Origin of the sequence: Nocardia vinacea NBRC 16497, assembly GCF_000308835.1 — a bacterium.
GTDB classification, from domain to species: Bacteria; Actinomycetota; Actinomycetes; order Mycobacteriales; family Mycobacteriaceae; genus Nocardia; species Nocardia vinacea.
Genome location: NZ_BAGN01000088.1, coordinates 61,482 through 78,631, shown reverse-complemented (window position 1 = coordinate 78,631; position 17,150 = coordinate 61,482). Strand labels below are relative to the sequence as shown.

The following is a 17,150-nucleotide window of genomic DNA, read 5'->3' as shown; positions in this document are numbered from 1 at the left end:
TAGGTCTCAGAGACCCAGGAGGCGCTTGACGCGAGGGACGTCAACGGACGCGACGGCTTCCGTGCCGTCCAGACGACGAGTCCGGCGAGTGGACTTGTGCTCGAGCAGGTGGCGACGGTTCGCCTGCTGACGCAGCAGCTTGCCACGGCCCGAAACCTTGAATCGCTTCGAGGCGCCGCTGTGGCTCTTCATCTTCGGCATGGATTCCTCTATCTGTCTCGTACCGGTGGTCCTCTCGGACCACCGGTTTTCTGATCGGTATTACTGCGGGTCGGCCGGCGCGACCTGTTCGGCGACCGGTGCGCCCGCGGCAGGTGCGGGAACGGCAGGCGCTTCGGTGGCGGCGGGACGCGGTGCCCGCGAATCCTCCTGCGCCTTCACCCGCGTCTTCGCACCCTTATGCGGCGCGAGGACCATGGTCATATTGCGACCGTCCTGCTTGGCGGAGGTCTCGACGAAACCCAATTCGGCGACGTCGGAGGCCAGACGCTGCAGCAGCCGGAAGCCCAATTCGGGGCGCGACTGCTCACGACCGCGGAACATGATCGTCACCTTGACCTTCGAGCCGGCCTCGAGGAAGCGAACAACGTTGCGCTTCTTGGTCTCATAGTCGTGGTCGTCGATCTTGGGACGGAGCTTCTGCTCCTTGATCACGGTCTGCACCTGGTTCTTGCGAGACTCGCGCGCCTTCTGCGCCGTCTCGTACTTGAACTTGCCGTAGTCCATGATCTTGCAGACCGGTGGACGGGCATCCGGCGCGACCTCGACCAAGTCGAGATCCGCCTCGAGGGCGACGCGTAGTGCATCTTCAACACGCACGATCCCAACCTGTTCACCACCCGGTCCGATAAGTCGGACCTCGGGAACACGGATGCGATCGTTGATGCGGGTCTCAGTGCTGATGGGGCCTCCTAGGTCAAGCGGTGTCGTCAGACGACCGCACGCAATAACGGCAACCCCTTTTCAACACAAAAGCCCCGGTGCGGTATTCCGCAACGGGGCCCGAGTCGACCGGCCTTCGAGCACGAGCAAGCTCGCGTCGACCTCGTCCGATGATCCCCTGAGAGATCCCCGCACAAGAAACCCGCCTCGAAAGGGCGGGTGACCGGACCGTTTAACCAGTACGATCGCTCGTCGGCAACGGTGGGAGTCGGGCTCCACTTATCAGCCCCGAGCAAGCCCGGGGCGGTCGTCAGCGGAAAGTCTAACATTCCCACTCGCTATCGCCGAATCGCCCCGCCCGGCGACCGCGCCCGCCCACCACGATGCCATCCTCGTGGCTATGAGTGACGAGGCATCCGACGCGACCGACGTCCGCGAGTTGGCCGACATCCCCGCAGTGGAGATCATCAGCCGCGCCGCGATGATGCTGATGAGCGCGGCGGCGGAGAAGCTCGGACTCGCCGACGAGGATCCGGACAACAGTCCGCGCCGCGACCTGGACGAGGCACGCCGCCTGATCACCGCGCTCGCTGGATTGATCACCTCGTCTATCGAATACTTCGGTCCGCATGCCGGTCCGTATCGCGACGGACTGAAGTCGTTGCAGCTCGCCTTCCGCGAGGCCTCGGCGCATCCGGACGAGCCGGGCAAGGGTCCGGGCGAGAAGTACACCGGCCCGGTCTACGCCTAGCTAAATTTGCCCAGCGGGAAATATTGCCCGCTGGGCAAGTTTTGGCGTACTCTGGTGTCATGCCAGATGAGCAAGTCCTCGGCCTTCGCGAGCGCAAGAAGCTCGACACCCGCAAGGCACTCAGCGACGCGACGCTCCAGCTGGCATTCGAACACGGACTGGCCAATATCACCAGAGAGGACATCGCCGCCCGCGCGGGCGTGTCGGTCCGGACCTTCAACAACTACTTCACCGGTAAGCACGAGGCGCTGGCATACCGGCAGACCGAGCGGATCCAGCGCAGTCTGATCGCACTACGGAACCGGCCCGTGGACGAGCCGCTCTGGACCGCGATCACCGCGGCGATCCTCGAACCACTCGAAGTCGACGGCGCCGGGGACCACCCGCCGACCGCGCGCCAACTGGCGGTCGTTCGCGAATTGCTCGAGGCACCCGAGACCCGAACCGCGGTGTCCAAGGCGGTATCCGACGACTGGATCGAGGCGATCGCGGCACGCACCGGAACCGACGCGGCACGCGATCTGTATCCACGGCTCGTCGTCGGCGCGATCGGCGCGATCTACCAGGCCGCTACCGCGACCTATGTGTACGCGGATCCGCCGGTATTGCTCACCACACTGCTACGACAAGCCGTCGACGAGATAGCCGCGGGACTTCCCGCGCCTTCCGTCGACGACTGACTCACCGCACACTCACTTTTCAAAGGCAACAAGAGGTGTATTTGTCATGCCCGAAAACTCTGCCGACGTAGTCATTTCCGGTGCCGGGCCGAACGGGCTCATGCTCGCCTGCGAACTCGCACTGGTCGGCGTGCGTCCCATCGTGCTGGAGAAACTGAGCGAGCCCAGCGCCGAGCCGAAAGCGAACGGCCTTGTCGGCCAGGTGATTCGGCTGCTGGATATGCGCGGCCTGTACCACGAATTCGGCGGCGCGCCGGGCGCGCCGCAGCCCGTGCCCGGCTATATGTTCAGTGGGATGCCGGTGTCATTCGCCGAAGTTGCGAACAATCCGATGTACGCGCTGCTCATCCCCCAGCCCAAACTGGTTCGCCTGTTGGAGAAAAGGGCTCGCGAACTCGGTATCGAAATCCGTTGGGGCCATGAGCTGACCGATCTGGTCCAGCAGGACGGGAGCGTGACCGTCACAGTGACGGGTCCCGACCGCGAGTACGACCTGACCACCACATACTTGGTCGCGGCTGACGGCGGCAGGAGCTTCGTCCGCAAACACACCGGAATCGAATTCCCCGGCAGCACAAACGCATCGAAGTTGGTCCGGATGGCACATGTGAGCGTGCCGGAGGAACTGCGAACCGGAGACGGCGGCATCCTGATTCCCGGCCTCGGGCGACTTCCCTTCGGACATAACCGACTCGAACGTGGCATGTTCATCTTCGCGGAGCTCGAACGCGGCCGCCCGTTGGTCGCGACCATGGAGTTCGACGGCGATCCGGTACCGGAGGACACGCCGATGACGCTCGACGAACTACGCGCAAGTCTGCGGCGGGTGCTCGGTGTCGACCTGCCGATCGCGCCACCGCCTGGATCCGGCCCGCACGCCTTGCGCCGGACCGAAGGCCAGAACACTCGACTGGCCGAACGCTATCGCGACGGAAATGTGTTCCTGCTCGGCGATTCCGCCCACGTGCACTCGGCGATGGGAGGCCCCGGCCTCAACCTCGGTTTGCAGGACGCGGCCAATCTCGGTTGGAAGCTCGCCGCACAGGTGAACGGTTGGGCACCCGTGGGACTGCTGGACACCTATCACTCCGAGCGATACCCGGTCGGCGAGCGCGTAATGATGCACTCACTGTCCCAGCTCGCACTGATGGCGCCCGGTCCGGAGGTCACCGCGCTGCGCGAGTTCATGGGCGAACTACTCAAAGCACCTGAAAACGCTGGGCATATCGCACATCTGCTCGCCGGATCCGATATCCGCTACGACATCGGCGATCCGCACCCACTGTCCGGACGCATGGTCCCGGACCTCACCCTCGAAACCTCGGACGGCCGAACGCGTATCGCCGAGCTGCTGCACTCGGCACGAGCTGTACTGGTCCAATTGACCGAGAACAGCGGGTTCGCCGATATCGCGGCCGACTGGAACGACCGCGTCGACACCGTGATCGCGACCTGTCCGGACGCGCCCGCTGACGCGCTACTCATCCGACCGGACGGATATGTGGCCTGGGCAGGTGAAGTCGGCACCGAAGATGACCGACTCCGGAACGCATTGACGCGGTGGTTCGGTCCAGCTCGAAGCTCGTAGGCACGCCGATGTGGTCCGCCCGGAATCGCTGTGATGCCACCCGGGTGGGCCGCGAGCGACGCGGGGCAATCCGTGCCGCCGCTTCCCGTCGCTCTCACGGGCAATCCCACTCGACCCGAAGTAGTTCATCTTGTGAACAATGAAACGCTTTGTGCGCGTGGCTATCTCGGTGACCCAGACATATTGCTGCGGATTTGCGTTCCGCCAGGTTCGGCGTGCGATGCTCACTGCATGGCACGGATACTTCTCATTCCCGGATTCTGGCTCGGCGCGTGGGCATGGGACGACGTCGCGGCCGATCTGCGCGGCCGGGGTGACGATGTGTTGGCGCTGACCCTGCCCGGACTCGACCCGGACGAGGACGACCGGCTCAGCGCGACCCTGGAAATGCAGGCGCAGGCCATCCTCGACGAAATCGCCACGGATGAAGCGGTGGTGGTCGTCGCGCACTCGGGCGGTGCGGCGGCAGCCTATCTCGCCACCGATATTGCCCCGGAACGCTTCAGCCGCGGGATTTATGTCGACGCCGCTCCGCTACCGAATGGCTTCATCCTCAATTCCGCACTGGATGCGACCGTTCGCGAACTCGCGCTGCCGGATTGGGATCAGTTGGAGGCCGACGGCAATAGTCTCACCGGACTGGACGAGTTGTCCCTGGCCCGGTTCCGCGAGCGTGCCGTTTCCGAACCCACCGGAGTCGCCGCCGCTCCCCTGCGACTGAGCGATTCCCCGGCGCGCCTTGCCATCCCGACGACGGTGATCTGCAACAGCATCACCGCGGACCTGGTCAAACAACTCCGCGACGCGGGTCAGGAACCACTGTTCGCCGAGTTGGCCAAGATCGACGCCGAATACATCGATCTGCCCACCGGCCATTGGCCGATGTGGTCCCGATACAAGGAACTCGCCGAACTGATCCACACCATCGCGAACCGCTCGGCCTAGACAAGCTCGTCGGCCCGAGAACTGAGCCCGCAGCCGTTGTCTTGCCCGACACCGAGTAGCCGGTGTCGGGCGAGACAAGCGGTGTGCGAACAGGATCAGCGGAGCGCGGCGGCCTTCCGCGATGCGCGCTTCGCGGCGGCGGCATTCGGTGCCGGAATCTTGGTCGCCGTCGCGTTGGTGGCCGACGAATTGTTCGCCGCCTTCTTCGCCGGGGCCTTCTTCGCGGCCGCCTTCTTGGCCGGAGCCTTGGGGCTGGTCGCAGCGGGCAGTGCCAGGACTTCCTTCAGAAACTGGCCGGTGTAGCTGTCGCCCACTGCCGCAACATCTTCCGGGGCGCCTTCGGCGACGACCGTGCCGCCGCCGGAGCCGCCCTCTGGACCCATATCGACCACCCAATCGGAGGTCTTGATGACGTCCAGATTGTGTTCGATGACGATGACCGTATTGCCCTTGTCCACCAAACCGTTGATGACGAGCAGCAGCTTGCGGATGTCCTCGAAGTGCAGGCCGGTGGTCGGCTCGTCGAGGATGTAAACGGTGCGTCCGGTGGAGCGCTTTTGCAGTTCAGCCGCCAGTTTGACGCGCTGTGCCTCACCGCCGGAGAGGGTCGGCGCACTCTGGCCGAGTCGCACATAGCCCAGGCCGACGTCGACCAGGGTCTTGAGGTAGCGGTGGATCGAGGTGACCGGCTCGAAGAACCCCGCGGCCTCCTCGATCGACATATCGAGCACCTCGGCAATGGTCTTGCCTTTGTAGTGCACCTCGAGCGTCTCCCGGTTGTACCGGGCGCCGTGGCAGACCTCGCACGGGACATACACGTCCGGCAGGAAGTTCATCTCGATCTTCAAAGTGCCGTCACCCGAGCATGCTTCGCAGCGGCCGCCCTTGACATTGAACGAGAACCGGCCGGGCTGGTAACCACGCACCTTCGCCTCGGTGGTCGCCGCGAACAGGGTCCGGATCTTGTCGAATACGCCGGTGTAGGTGGCCGGATTCGAGCGCGGCGTCCGGCCGATCGGCGACTGGTCCACCTGCACGAGCTTGTCCAGATGATCGAGGCCGTTGATCCGGGTGTGCCGGCCCGGCACCTGCCGCGCGCCGTTCAGCTTGTTCGCGAGCACGGTCGCCAGAATGTCGTTGACCAGCGTGGACTTACCGGAGCCGGAAACACCGGTGACCGCGGTGAGCACGCCGAGCGGGAAGCTGACATCGATATTGCGCAGGTTGTGCTCGTTCGCACCGACCACGGTGAGCTGGCGCTTCTTACTCACCGGCCGCCGCACCATCGGCACCTCGATGCGCTCGCGGCCTGAAAGATATGCGCCGGTCAGCGATTTCGGGTCGGTGAGCAGTTCCTGATACGGACCGCTGTGCACGACTTCACCACCGTGCTCACCGGCCAGCGGACCGATATCGACCACCCAGTCCGAGGCCCGAATGGTGTCCTCGTCGTGTTCGACCACGATCAGCGTATTGCCGAGATTCCGCAGCCGCGTCAGCGTTTCGATGAGCCGCCGGTTGTCGCGCTGGTGCAGGCCGATCGACGGTTCGTCGAGCACATACAGCACCCCGACCAGCCCGGATCCGATCTGGGTCGCCAGCCGGATGCGCTGTGCCTCACCGCCGGACAGCGTCGCCGCGGCCCGCGACAGGCTCAGATACTCCAGTCCGACATCCAGCAGGAAGCCGAGGCGCGCCTGCACTTCCTTGAGCACCTGCCCGGCAATGGCGGTCTCCCGCTCCCCCAGCGTCAAGGCATTCAGGAATGCCGAGCAGTCACCGATCGACAATTCGCTCACATCGGCGATGGACTTCTTCTCACCGCCCGAGGCGATGGTGACGGCCAGAATTTCCGGACGCAGCCGAGCACCGTTGCACACCGGGCACGGCACATCACGCATGTACCCGTCGTAATGCTCCTTCATCTGCTCGGATTCGGTGCTCTCCATACGCCGCTGCAAGAACGGCATCACGCCCTCGAAATCGGCGTAATACGAACGCTTCCGGCCGTACCGGTTGGTGTAGGAGACGTGCACCTGATCCGAACTGCCCTCCAGCACCGCCTTACGTGCCTTCGGCGGTAGGTCGTGCCACGGCGTATCCATGGAGAACCCGATGGATTCGGCCAGACCCGACAGCAGCCGGGTGAAGTATTCCGCGGTCTGTCCGCGCGACCACGGTGCGATCGCGCCCTCGGCCAGGCTCAATTCGGGATCTGGCACCACCAGATCCGGATCGACCTCCTTGCGGATGCCGAGTCCGGTGCAGTCCGGGCACGCACCATAGGGCGAGTTGAACGAGAACGAGCGCGGTTCGAGATCCTCGATATCGAGCGGGTGCCCGTTGGGGCAGGCCAGGCGTTCGGAGAACCGGCGCTCCCGGTCGTGGGCGTGCTCGTCGCGGTCGACGAAGTCCAGTACCACGATGCCGTCGGCCAGCCGCAGGGCGGTCTCGATCGAATCGGTAAGGCGCTGTTTGGAACTCGGCTTCACCTGGAGCCGGTCCACTACGACCTCGACGTCGTGCTTCTCCTGCTTCTTCAGCTTCGGTGGATCGGTGAGCGGATACACCACGCCGTCGACCCGGACACGCGAATAGCCCTGGCTGTTCAATTGGTCGAACAGATCGACGAATTCGCCCTTGCGGGTGCGCACCACCGGCGCGAGCACCTGGAATTTGATGCCCTCCTCCATGGCGAGCACCTGATCCACGATCTGCTGCGGACTCTGCTTGGCGATCAGCTCACCGCAGACCGGGCAGTGCGGAGTACCCGCGCGCGCATACAGCAGCCGCAGGTAGTCGTAGACCTCGGTGATGGTGCCGACCGTCGACCGGGGGTTGCGGTTGGTCGACTTCTGATCGATCGAAACGGCAGGCGAAAGTCCCTCGATGAAGTCGACGTCCGGCTTGTCCATCTGCCCGAGGAACTGGCGCGCGTAGGCCGACAGCGATTCGACATAGCGGCGCTGCCCCTCGGCGAAGATCGTGTCGAAGGCGAGGCTGGACTTGCCCGAACCGGATAGACCGGTGAACACGATGAGACTGTCGCGGGGCAGATCGAGGTCGATGCTCTTGAGATTGTGCTCCCGAGCTCCGCGCACAGTGAGGCGTTCCGCCACCAGGTGTCCCTTCTCGATCGTGTCGGTCCAACAGACGTGATACCCCCAGCGCCATGCTAGGCCGACCCACCGACAAGTTTCGTCGCACGCCGGGTTCCCCGGTCATCGGTCCAGGTCAGGAGTCGGATCGACGCAGCTTTCCAGCCAATCCGCTGAGCTGCCAGCCCCCATTGTCCACGGTGACGGTGAGCACATCCGACCCCACCCGGACCCCGCTCACCCGCAGGGGCAGGTACCGATCCGGCACCGCGGGCGCGACCGACGCCGACCCGGTGCCCGGCTCCAACCGCAACATGCTCCGCATGAAAAGCAGCGGCGCCGCCGACGCCCACGCCTGCGGTGAGCAGGAGGTCGGATACGGCACCGGCGCGTCGAATTCCGCGCGGTCGAAACCGCTGAACAGCTCGGGCAGTCGGTAGCCGAAGCGGGTGGACGCGTCGAGCACCCCGTCGACCACACGGTTGGCGTGTTCGGTGAACCCGTAGCGCATCAGTCCGGCGGCGCAGATCGCGTTGTCGTGCGGCCATACCGATCCGTTGTGATAGCTGACGGGGTTGTAGGCACCCATGTTGGTGGCCAAGGTGCGGATACCCCATCCGCTGAACATCTCCGGCGACAGCAGGTGATCCGCGACCGACCGCGCCTTGTCCTCATCGATGATCCCGGTCCACAGGCAGTGCCCGATATTCGAAGTCAGCGCGTCGATCGGCCGCTTGTCCCCGTCCAGACCGATGGCGAACCAACCGTGCTCGGGCAACCAGAACGCCTTGTTGAACGCTTCCTTCAATGCGGCCGCCTTGACGCGGAACCGATCCGCGGTCGAGTGGTCGCCCACATCGGCCGCGAGCGCCGCCCGCGCGACATACGCGGCGTACACATATCCCTGCACCTCGGCCAGCGCGATCGGCGCCTCGGGCAGGCTGCCGTCGGCGAAGTTCACCCCGTCCCAGGAGTCCTTCCACCCCTGATTCGCCAAACCATGCTCGGCCGCGCGCTGATACTCGACGAATCCGTCGCCGTCCGCGTCACCGAAGTGTTCGATCCACTCCAGCGCCCGATCCGCATGCGGCAGCAGTTCGTCCCTGGTCTCGGCATCCAATCCCCACCGATGCAACTCACCGAGCAACATCACGAAAAGCGGTGTGGCATCGGCGGTTCCGTAGTACACGGTGTCACCGCCGAGCAGCGATGTCACCGCCCGCCCGAACCGCACCTCATGCGGTATCTTCCCCGGCTCCTCCTCGGTCATGGCGCGCACCTCGCTGCCCTGCAGACCCGCCAGACTCTGCAGCGTGCCGACGGCCAGCCGCCGGTCCAGCGGCAACACCATCCACGAGGTGAGTAGCGAGTCCCGCCCGAACAGCGCCATGAACCACGGCGCGCCCGCGGCGACCACCGCCCGCTCGGGATGCCCCGGATCGAAGATGCGCAGTGCGCCGAGATCGACGACGGCGCGCCGCAAGACCGCGGCGAGCGTCTGATCGTCGGTCTGCACCGACGGCGAATTCTCGTACCATTCGCGCATCCGCAGTGCGGGCGCGCTGTGCGAGATCGGGTTCCCGCACTGATGCCGCGGCGTCACCACCGAGCCGAGCGTCGGCTGGTACTGGATGCACACCGACCATTCCCCGCGCCCGGGCAAATCGACCTGCCACCGCAATTCGCGATCGACCGCGGTCGCCCCCGCGGCGGTCACCGTCACCGCCAGCGGCAGATCGGTCCGGCTGATCTCGACCGTGCCCGCTGTCGACTTGCTCTTGGTGACCACCACGCTGTTGCCGATCCGCCCCTCCTTGACCTCGAACAGATCGGCGAAATCGGCATCGAGTTCCAGCACGACCACACAGCTGATCGCCGCACCGGAGAGATTGCGGACGGTCACGTCCTCGCGCATACCGTCGCCGACATACCGCGCGACGGTCACCAATGCCGTGCTGTCGGCGCGGCCGGGCTGCGGCGGCGTCCTGGCCAGCAGCGTCGCGCTGTAGGGATCGGTGTGCTGGACGGTGAGCGGTTGCGGCGCCAATCCGTCGACGGTCAGCCGCCACCGTGACAGCACCCTGGTATCGCGCACGAACAATCCCTCGGCACGATTCGGACTGATAACACCGCCGTCCTCGCTGATGCAGAAGGTCGAGCCCTCGACCAAGGTGACCCCGGCGACCGCTCGTGGTGCCCCGGGATCGGTGCCGTCACCCCAGGGGCTCGTCAAGCGACCGGCGTGGGCAACATGGCCCGGGTCGTCCGCTCACCGGTCTGGATGCATCGATACAGCCGTTCGTGGTCGCGAGCCATCCGCGGGCGGTCGAACCGGCGCTGCGCGGTCTGGTGGCGGACCCGGTGATCGATGGTGGCGATCCGGTCCGGCGCATCGCCGTGCCGCACCGGCTCTACCGGAGGCGCCAGTGGCTCCTCGCGAGGTTCGGGGTCGTCGGCTCCCATCAGTGGACGCACCTGCTCAGTGTAGTAGCGCCACTGCTCCGGTTCGCGGATCTTGGTGATCATCACCAGTTTTCGGCGCGCCAGCCGGGCCATCCGGACCGCCCGATGCAGCCGTTCTCCGCATTCGTCCGGCCGGCGAAGACGACGTAGCCACCGGTGCGGGCACTCACGGCGGCACGATCAGCCCGATCTTCATGGACACGTCCACGCTTCTTCGGGTCCCGGCTGGGGATCGATAGCGGGGAACTCCCGAATGGCGCGGCCATGTGCGAAGCGCCATTGCACGCCGCATTCCCGGCACCGGAACAGGGCGTCCCGGTGGTCGACGAAGGTGCCGATAGCATGCGAACCACAATCGGGACAGCTCCGCGGCGGACCGAAAATATTGCCGAAATCGAGCGTCGCTGAATATGTCATTGTTCGACATACCTATGCATGGGGCCCTCCAAGGCCGCGCTACCAAAGACCGCTATGAATGACTTCGGCCTCAGCATACCTGGAACCCTGATTCGCACAATGCCATTCAAGCGGTCGGTTTCTCTCGGTGTTTCGATAGCGTTCGTCGGTAAATTCGAGTCGCCATTACTCGAAATTGTCGTTCCCGACATACCGATGTGGCCCGCCGAGCGATACCTTGTCGGGTAGGACCAAACGCCGGGGGCCGCACGAGATCCCCTGCACCGCACAGGAGGTCGCGTGATCACAGTGTTCCTCGTCGACGACCACGAGATCGTCCGGCGCGGCCTCGTCGATCTGCTGGAGAGCGATCCAGAACTCACCGTGATCGGCCAGGCCGGCGATGTCGCCGACGCTATGGCGGGCATTCACGCGCTGCGACCCGATGTCGCTGTACTGGACGTCCGACTTCCCGACGGCAACGGCATCGAACTGTGCCGAGACCTGCTGGCCGAAATCGACGATTTGCATTGCCTCATCCTGACGTCCTACACCGATGAACACGCCATGTTGGACGCGATATTGGCGGGCGCGAGCGGCTATGTCGTCAAGAACATCAAGGGCATGGAATTGGCCGCGGCTATCAAACAGATCGGCGCCGGACATTCGCTATTGGATAACCGCGCGGCGGCGGCACTCAAGGCCCGGCTACGTTCCAGCACCGAAAAAGACGGGCCGCTGGCCGGCCTCACCGAACAGGAACGCCGACTGCTCGCACTGCTCGGCGAGGGATTGACCAATCGACAAATCGCGGCGCGAATGTTCCTGGCGGAGAAGACCGTCAAGAATTACGTCTCCCGGCTTTTGGCCAAACTCGGCATGGAACGGCGCACCCAAGCCGCGGTGCTGGCCTCCAAACTGCGTGACAGCTAGCGGATTTCGACCGGAACGACGACAGTGAGATCCCCGTCGTAGCGGCGGTACAGCAGGCGGCCGCGGCCGCCGTCGGCATCGGTGAAGAACAGGAACGGCAGCCCCTTGCGGCACAGCCGGGTCACCGCCGCCTCTTCGATCAGGACCGGCGCCGGATCCGAATCCATGATCAGGGGTAGGGAATTCACCGTGAGCGGCCGCTGCGCCGGAGCCTGCGGCGGGTGTGTGCTGCGCTGCCTGGTTAGCCGGACACCCAGCGGATCCGCCCAGCTCACCAGGGCATCCTCACCGGTTTCGGCGTCAATGAACAGGTACGAGTCGTAATCCATCGCATCCATCACCGCCAACGCCTCGGCGGGCGTACCGGTCAGCAACGCGCAGTGCTTCCTCCGCACGATCGGGCGCGGTTCGGTGACCCTGGCCAGGGGCGGACGCGCCGGATCGGGCCACTCGCGTGACTGTTTGGTCGCCAGCCGGGCGATCTGCCGGTCCAGCCGTTCCACCGCGAAGGTCACCGCGAAGCCGCGCGGACCGGTGACCTGCACCCGGGTCGGGGTGTCGTGTATGCGAATATTGGCCTGTACCAACGTGGGTTCTTCCGAATCCACCGGCGCGGTCACCCGCACCCGTGCCGCTGCGTCGAGGTGGTGCCGGCGCAGTACGCGGCCGATCCCCCGCACCGCCCTGGTCACATCCGCTGGCGGCACCGCACCCCGGGTGGTCACGGCAAGTTCGGGGTCGGCGGCAGTGGCCCACAGCTCCGACGAACGCAACGGCGAATTCATAGGACATCCCTACTTTCTATTCCCGGTGTGCGACCATGCCATCACCGCTACGCCATCGCGAACAGGGCCGAAAGTCCTCGATCGACCAACTAGACTGGCGTAGGCGCTGTTACGCGCCTGCCAGAACAGGATGCCGTCATGACCGAAGAGTTGGGCAGCGGCCTCTATTCGGTACGCGACACGCTGTCGCAACTTCGGCTCCGGGAGCTGCTGTCGGAGGTCAAGGAACGCGTCGAGCTGATCATCGATTCACGCGACCGGATGGATGGCTTGGTCGAGGCGATGCTGACCGTCACCTCCGGCCTCGACCTCGATGAAACGCTGCGCGCCATCGTGCACACCGCCACCAGCCTGGTCGACGCCCGCTACGGCGCGCTGGCCGTGCGCGGGCACGAGCAGCAGGTCACCCAGTTCCTCGACGAGGGCATGGACGACACCATCCGGGAGCGCATCGGCCGACTTCCCGCCGGACACGGCGTACTCGGCGAGGTGTTCAGCCAGCCCAAACCGCTGCGCCTCGACGAACTCTCGAAACACCCTGCGTCCGTGGGGTTTCCGGAACACCACCCGCCGATGCACACCTTCCTCGGCGTCCCGGTGCGCATTCGCGACGAGGTCTTCGGCAGTCTTTACCTGACCGAGAAGGCCAATGGTCAGCCGTTCACCGAGGACGACGACGTACTCGTGCAGGCGCTGGCTGCCGCGGCCGGTATCGCGGTCGATAACGCCAGGCTCTACGAATCGGCGCGCACCAGACAGGCCTGGATCGAGGCCACCCGCGATATCGCCACCGAATTCCTCGCGGGCACCGAACCCGATCTGGTGCTCGCCCACGTCGTAGACCATGCGCGCACCCTGACCGGCTCGCATCAATCGTTCCTCGCCAGCACCGCGGTACCGCAACTCCAACTCGCCGCGGTCTCCGAACTCGTCATTACCCAATGGTCCGGTCCGGGTAGCGGATTCGACGGACTGATCGTGGATGCCGACGGCACCGCACTGGGCGAGGCCTTCACTCGCCGCACACCGCTGCGCTTCGACAATGCCGCCCTGATCGACCTCGGCGTCCCACTGCACGATGTCGGGCCCGCGCTGATCCTGCCGCTGTGCACACCCGACGCCACGCTCGGCACGCTGGTCACCGTGCGTCCCATCGGCTCACCGCCCTACCCCGACGAACTCGTCGAGCTGACCAACGCCTTCACCGACCAGGCCGCGCTGGCCATGCAGCTGGCCGAAACCCAGCGCAGAATGCGCGAACTCGATATCCTCGCCGACCGCGACCGCATCGCCCGCGACCTGCACGACCATGTGATCCAGCGGCTGTTCGCCATCGGGCTCACCCTGCAGAGCGCGGTACCGCGCGCCGAGGTACCCGAAGTGCGTCAACACCTTTCGACGGTCATCAATGATCTGCAGGAGGTGGTCCAGGAGATCCGCACCTCCATCTTCGATCTGCACGGCGGCAATGGCGGCGGCATCGAATTGCAGCAGCGGATCGAGGATGCGGTGCGCCAGCAGACCACCGATTCGCCCTTGCGGGCCACCGTGCAGGTGAGCGGACCGCTGTCGGTGCTGGAAGCCGAATTGGCCGATCACGCAGAGGCGGTGGTGCGCGAGGCGGTGAGCAATGCGGTGCGACATTCCGGCGCGGCGACCGTCTCGGTGGAGATCAGTGTGGCCGATGATCTGATCATCGTGGTCACCGATGACGGCTGGGGCATCCCGAATCACGTGATCCGCAGCGGTTTGCGGAATCTGGAGCAGCGGGCCGAGAAGTCGGACGGGCAGTTCACCATCGGCCCCGCGGTGGCTGGTATGCACGAATCAGAGGGCATGCCGGGCACGAAATTATCCTGGTCGGTGCCGCTCCCGTAAGTGAGCTCAATCGACAGGACCGAGCACGACCATCGAATTATTGCCGCCCATGCCGAGTGACAGCTTGACCGTGATCCCGCCCTCGAAGCGCGTCGGCCCGTCCAATAGTCGCTCGTAGGCGGGTGCGACGATCGGTGCGGCGGGCACGATGCCGCGGTCGTAGGCCAGCGCCGCCGCGGCCACCTCGACACCGGCCGCCGCGCCCTGGCAGTGCCCGGCCAGCGGCTTGACCGAATAGACGTGCGGGCGGTCGTCGAACATCCGCCGCAGCAGATCCCGCTCGGCCACATCGCACTGCCGGGTGCCGGTGCCGTGCGCGTTGAAATACCGCACGTCCGCAGGGGCGATAGCAGCGTCCGCGAGCGCGTGGCGCACGCAGTTGAAGATCTGGGTGTGCCCGGGATCGACCGAAACCACGTGATAGGCGTCGTTGGTCATACCGCCACCGAGCACCGCGGCATAGGGCCGCTCGACCGAGCGCGTGAGGACGAAGGCGACCGACGCCTCACCCATGCTGAAACCGCGGCTGCCCTCCTGAAAGGGGCGGCAGGCGGCCAGTGGTTCGGCATCGCCGACCGCGGCGCCGAGTCGAACGAAGTGCTCGAGCATTTCGGGGGTGGCCGACATATCGGTGGCGACGCAGATCACGTCATCGGCAACACCGCACTGCAGCCAGAGTTTGGCGGTGATCAGCGCGACATTCGCCGAACTGCACGCCGCCGAGACATTCATCGATGGCCCGTGGAAGCCGAATTCCTGCTGTAGTACCGAGATCGGTGTGGAGGGCAATAGTCGCAGGTAGTCGCGCGAGCGCCGGTGCCCCTCATCGATCAGATAGAAGTCGCGCCATTTGGCGACGTCGCCGAGCACGATGGCGTGCAGCAGGCCGACGGTGCGGCCCGGTCGCCAACCACGCGCCGAGGCGTCGGCGATCGCCTCGCGACCCGCCTCCTGCAAGGCACGCCCGTAGATGCTGGTGCTCACCATGGGATCACCGCCATCGGGAATCAGCGAAACCCAGGCGTGCTCATCGCGGCCGAAGCCGTAGCCTGGTTGTAGTGAGGCCGCGGATTTCCCGCTCAGCAGCCCCTGCCAGAGCGCCTCCCGACCCCAGCCGTACCCGCTGACCGCACCGATCCCGGCGATCGTCATATGATCTTGATGGTGCTCTTGACTGTTCGGGTTGGTACCCGGCATGGCATCGCTCCTTCACCGGCTCCCGGGGCCGAAGCGACGTTCGGCTCGAGAAATGTTCACAAATCCGGGCTCTGTAATGATCACCAGATAGCGGCGGATGGACTGCCCGGACTGTGCGCGAAGCAATAGCGTCGACGATGTGATCTTGTACACGTCGAGACCAGAATAATCCCATGTTCCAATGGCCATGATTGGGTCGATGATCGGGGGTTCCAGTGGATCAGGACAACGCAGTCGACGCCGAGCAGCTGGCACAGCGCTACCGGTCCCTGGTCGAACACACCCCGGACGGGATCGTCGTGCACGAGCGCGGCACCGTCGTCTACGCAAACCAGGCCACCGCCCGCATGCTGGCCGCCGACAGCGCCGACGAGGTGATCGGCCAGCCGCTGACCCGGTTCGTTCATCCCGATTCGGTGCCCGGCATGGTGGATCGCATCAGCCAGCTGACCACTGCGGGCGCCGCCTCCGATCCCACCGAAATGGAGCTGATCCGGGTCGACGGCGAGATCGTCCCGGTCGAGACGGTTTCTGTGCTCACCGCATGGCACGACCATCTCGCCTATCAGGTGGTCATCCATGATCTCACCGCTCAGCGCGCCGCCGAGGCCGCGCAGCGCCGGGCCGAACAGTACTTCACCACGGTGGTCTCTCAGTTGGAGGAGGGGGTGGTGGTGATCGACCGGGACGGCCGCATCGAATCGGCCAATCCTGCGGCCGTGCGGATCTTCGGCCCCGACGAACGCACCGGCGAACTCATCGGCGCCACCATCGACGAACTGCCGCTGATCCTGCTCGACGCCAATGCCCAGCCGCTGCCGCCGAGCCGACATCCGGTGGCACGCACCCTGGCGACCGGCGAAACGATCACCGGATACATCTTCGGCGTCGACCGCCACGACGGCCAGCGCCGCTGGCTCTCCGGCAGTTCGCGGCTGCTCAATCCGGGCGATCCGGATTCACCCGCGGTGTCCTCCTTCGCCGACATCACCGAATTCCGGGCCAGTCGAAGGCAATTGGAGTTCCAGGCCACGCACGATTCGCTGACCGGACTGGCCAATCGCTCGCTGATCCTGTCCCAGCTCGCCAATGCGCTCGCCGCCAGCGAGGATCTGCCGGTCTCGACGGTGCTGTTCATCGACATGGACGGCTTCAAGGCGATCAACGACACCCTCGGCCACGCGATCGGCGATACCGTGCTGCAGATCGTGGCCCAGCGGTTGCAGCGCGCACTGCGCGGCTCCGATCTGGTCGGCCGGCTCGGCGGCGACGAATTCCTGGTGCTGCTGTCCGGCCGGACCCGCCGCGTCGATCTCGACTCGCTGGTCGAGCGGCTGCGCTCGACCATGGCCGAGCCGATCATCGCGCGCGGGCACCGGATCGAGGTGAACGCCTCGATCGGCGTGACCGAACTCGCAGAGGGCGACAACCGCACGCCCGAGGCCGTGCTGCACGACGCCGACCTGGCGATGTACCGCGCCAAGCCGACCGGACACCGGGAAGGCACCGGCCTGGGCCGCAGACCGAATAACACGCACGCTTCCTGAAGGTTTT

Annotated in this window: 14 protein-coding genes; 7 read left to right on the top strand and 7 right to left on the bottom strand. The window is 65.4% G+C overall.

Annotation, left to right across the window (positions count from 1 at the left end; translation table 11 throughout):
* Nucleotides 1-6: 6 nt before the first annotated feature.
* Together rpmI and infC are read right to left on the bottom strand one after the other, a co-directional pair.
* A complete protein-coding gene (rpmI, locus tag ON44_RS11720) occupies nt 7-201 on the bottom strand; it encodes a 50S ribosomal protein L35 (protein ID WP_040689021.1) in 195 nt (64 codons plus the stop codon).
* A 60-nt stretch (nt 202-261) separates the two neighbouring features.
* Complete coding sequence (gene infC, locus ON44_RS11715) at nt 262-948, bottom strand: translation initiation factor IF-3 (protein ID WP_083897808.1); 687 nt, start codon at nt 946-948, stop codon at nt 262-264.
* 334 nt (nt 949-1,282) lie between these two features.
* Here infC and ON44_RS11710 point away from each other — a divergent pair, with 334 nt between their 5' ends.
* The 4 genes from ON44_RS11710 to ON44_RS11695 all read left to right on the top strand — a co-directional run bounded on the left by ON44_RS11710 (nt 1,283) and on the right by ON44_RS11695 (nt 4,846).
* Nucleotides 1,283-1,633 (top strand): DUF1844 domain-containing protein, encoded by a 351-nt coding sequence (locus tag ON44_RS11710; RefSeq protein ID WP_040689017.1) that lies wholly within the window; start codon nt 1,283-1,285, stop codon nt 1,631-1,633.
* Between the two features lie 59 nt (nt 1,634-1,692).
* On the top strand, nt 1,693-2,313 hold the full coding sequence (locus ON44_RS11705) for a TetR/AcrR family transcriptional regulator (protein ID WP_040689016.1): 621 nt from the start codon (nt 1,693-1,695) through the stop codon (nt 2,311-2,313).
* A gap of 46 nt (nt 2,314-2,359) precedes the next feature.
* Nucleotides 2,360-3,901, top strand: a complete 1,542-nt coding sequence (locus ON44_RS11700) for an FAD-dependent monooxygenase (protein WP_040689015.1) — start codon at nt 2,360-2,362, stop codon at nt 3,899-3,901.
* A gap of 231 nt (nt 3,902-4,132) precedes the next feature.
* Nucleotides 4,133-4,846 carry an alpha/beta fold hydrolase gene (locus ON44_RS11695; RefSeq protein WP_040689013.1) on the top strand — a complete coding sequence of 238 codons (714 nt, stop codon included), beginning with the start codon at nt 4,133-4,135 and terminating at the stop codon, nt 4,844-4,846.
* Nucleotides 4,847-4,941: 95 nt separating this feature from the next.
* On the opposite strand, the gene uvrA is transcribed toward ON44_RS11695, so the two are convergent.
* The 3 genes from uvrA to ON44_RS11680 all read right to left on the bottom strand — a co-directional run bounded on the left by uvrA (nt 4,942) and on the right by ON44_RS11680 (nt 10,470).
* On the bottom strand, nt 4,942-7,965 hold the full coding sequence (uvrA, locus tag ON44_RS11690) for an excinuclease ABC subunit UvrA (RefSeq protein ID WP_040689011.1): 3,024 nt from the start codon (nt 7,963-7,965) through the stop codon (nt 4,942-4,944).
* A 115-nt stretch (nt 7,966-8,080) separates the two neighbouring features.
* Nucleotides 8,081-10,177, bottom strand: coding sequence for an amylo-alpha-1,6-glucosidase (locus tag ON44_RS11685; RefSeq protein ID WP_051181904.1), 2,097 nt, complete (start codon nt 10,175-10,177; stop codon nt 8,081-8,083).
* The gene (locus ON44_RS11680) at nt 10,174-10,470 is read right to left on the bottom strand and encodes a hypothetical protein (protein WP_040689008.1); all 297 of its coding nucleotides are present in this window, start codon (nt 10,468-10,470) and stop codon (nt 10,174-10,176) included. Before ON44_RS11680 ends, ON44_RS11685 begins: the two co-directional genes overlap by 4 nt.
* Before the next feature lie 633 nt (nt 10,471-11,103).
* Between ON44_RS11680 and ON44_RS11665 the strand changes: the two genes are divergently transcribed.
* Nucleotides 11,104-11,736: a response regulator gene (locus ON44_RS11665; protein WP_040689002.1), complete on the top strand. Its 633-nt coding sequence runs from the start codon at nt 11,104-11,106 to the stop codon at nt 11,734-11,736.
* On the opposite strand, the gene ON44_RS11660 is transcribed toward ON44_RS11665, so the two are convergent.
* Nucleotides 11,733-12,521 (bottom strand): sigma 54 modulation/S30EA ribosomal C-terminal domain-containing protein, encoded by a 789-nt coding sequence (locus ON44_RS11660; RefSeq protein WP_040689001.1) that lies wholly within the window; start codon nt 12,519-12,521, stop codon nt 11,733-11,735. The genes ON44_RS11665 and ON44_RS11660 overlap by 4 nt on opposite strands.
* Nucleotides 12,522-12,659: 138 nt before the next feature.
* Between ON44_RS11660 and ON44_RS11655 the strand changes: the two genes are divergently transcribed.
* Nucleotides 12,660-14,399 carry a sensor histidine kinase gene (locus ON44_RS11655; RefSeq protein WP_040689000.1) on the top strand — a complete coding sequence of 580 codons (1,740 nt, stop codon included), beginning with the start codon at nt 12,660-12,662 and terminating at the stop codon, nt 14,397-14,399.
* A gap of 6 nt (nt 14,400-14,405) precedes the next feature.
* On the opposite strand, the gene ON44_RS11650 is transcribed toward ON44_RS11655, so the two are convergent.
* The gene (locus tag ON44_RS11650) at nt 14,406-15,551 is read right to left on the bottom strand and encodes a beta-ketoacyl synthase N-terminal-like domain-containing protein (protein ID WP_040688998.1); all 1,146 of its coding nucleotides are present in this window, start codon (nt 15,549-15,551) and stop codon (nt 14,406-14,408) included.
* 260 nt (nt 15,552-15,811) lie between these two features.
* Here ON44_RS11650 and ON44_RS11645 point away from each other — a divergent pair, with 260 nt between their 5' ends.
* Complete coding sequence (locus tag ON44_RS11645) at nt 15,812-17,143, top strand: diguanylate cyclase domain-containing protein (RefSeq protein ID WP_040688997.1); 1,332 nt, start codon at nt 15,812-15,814, stop codon at nt 17,141-17,143.
* Nucleotides 17,144-17,150 lie beyond the last annotated feature (7 nt).

Coding starts and splice junctions, on each gene's coding strand:
- ON44_RS11700 (WP_040689015.1), top strand. CDS start 2,360: ATGCCCGAAAACTCTGCCGACGTAGTCATTTCCGGTGCCGGGCCGAAC.
- rpmI (WP_040689021.1), bottom strand. CDS start 201: ATGCCGAAGATGAAGAGCCACAGCGGCGCCTCGAAGCGATTCAAGGTT.
- ON44_RS11680 (WP_040689008.1), bottom strand. CDS start 10,470: ATGATCACCAAGATCCGCGAACCGGAGCAGTGGCGCTACTACACTGAG.
- ON44_RS11650 (WP_040688998.1), bottom strand. CDS start 15,551: ATGACGATCGCCGGGATCGGTGCGGTCAGCGGGTACGGCTGGGGTCGG.
- ON44_RS11705 (WP_040689016.1), top strand. CDS start 1,693: ATGCCAGATGAGCAAGTCCTCGGCCTTCGCGAGCGCAAGAAGCTCGAC.
- ON44_RS11710 (WP_040689017.1), top strand. CDS start 1,283: ATGAGTGACGAGGCATCCGACGCGACCGACGTCCGCGAGTTGGCCGAC.
- ON44_RS11695 (WP_040689013.1), top strand. CDS start 4,133: ATGGCACGGATACTTCTCATTCCCGGATTCTGGCTCGGCGCGTGGGCA.
- ON44_RS11655 (WP_040689000.1), top strand. CDS start 12,660: ATGACCGAAGAGTTGGGCAGCGGCCTCTATTCGGTACGCGACACGCTG.
- ON44_RS11660 (WP_040689001.1), bottom strand. CDS start 12,521: ATGAATTCGCCGTTGCGTTCGTCGGAGCTGTGGGCCACTGCCGCCGAC.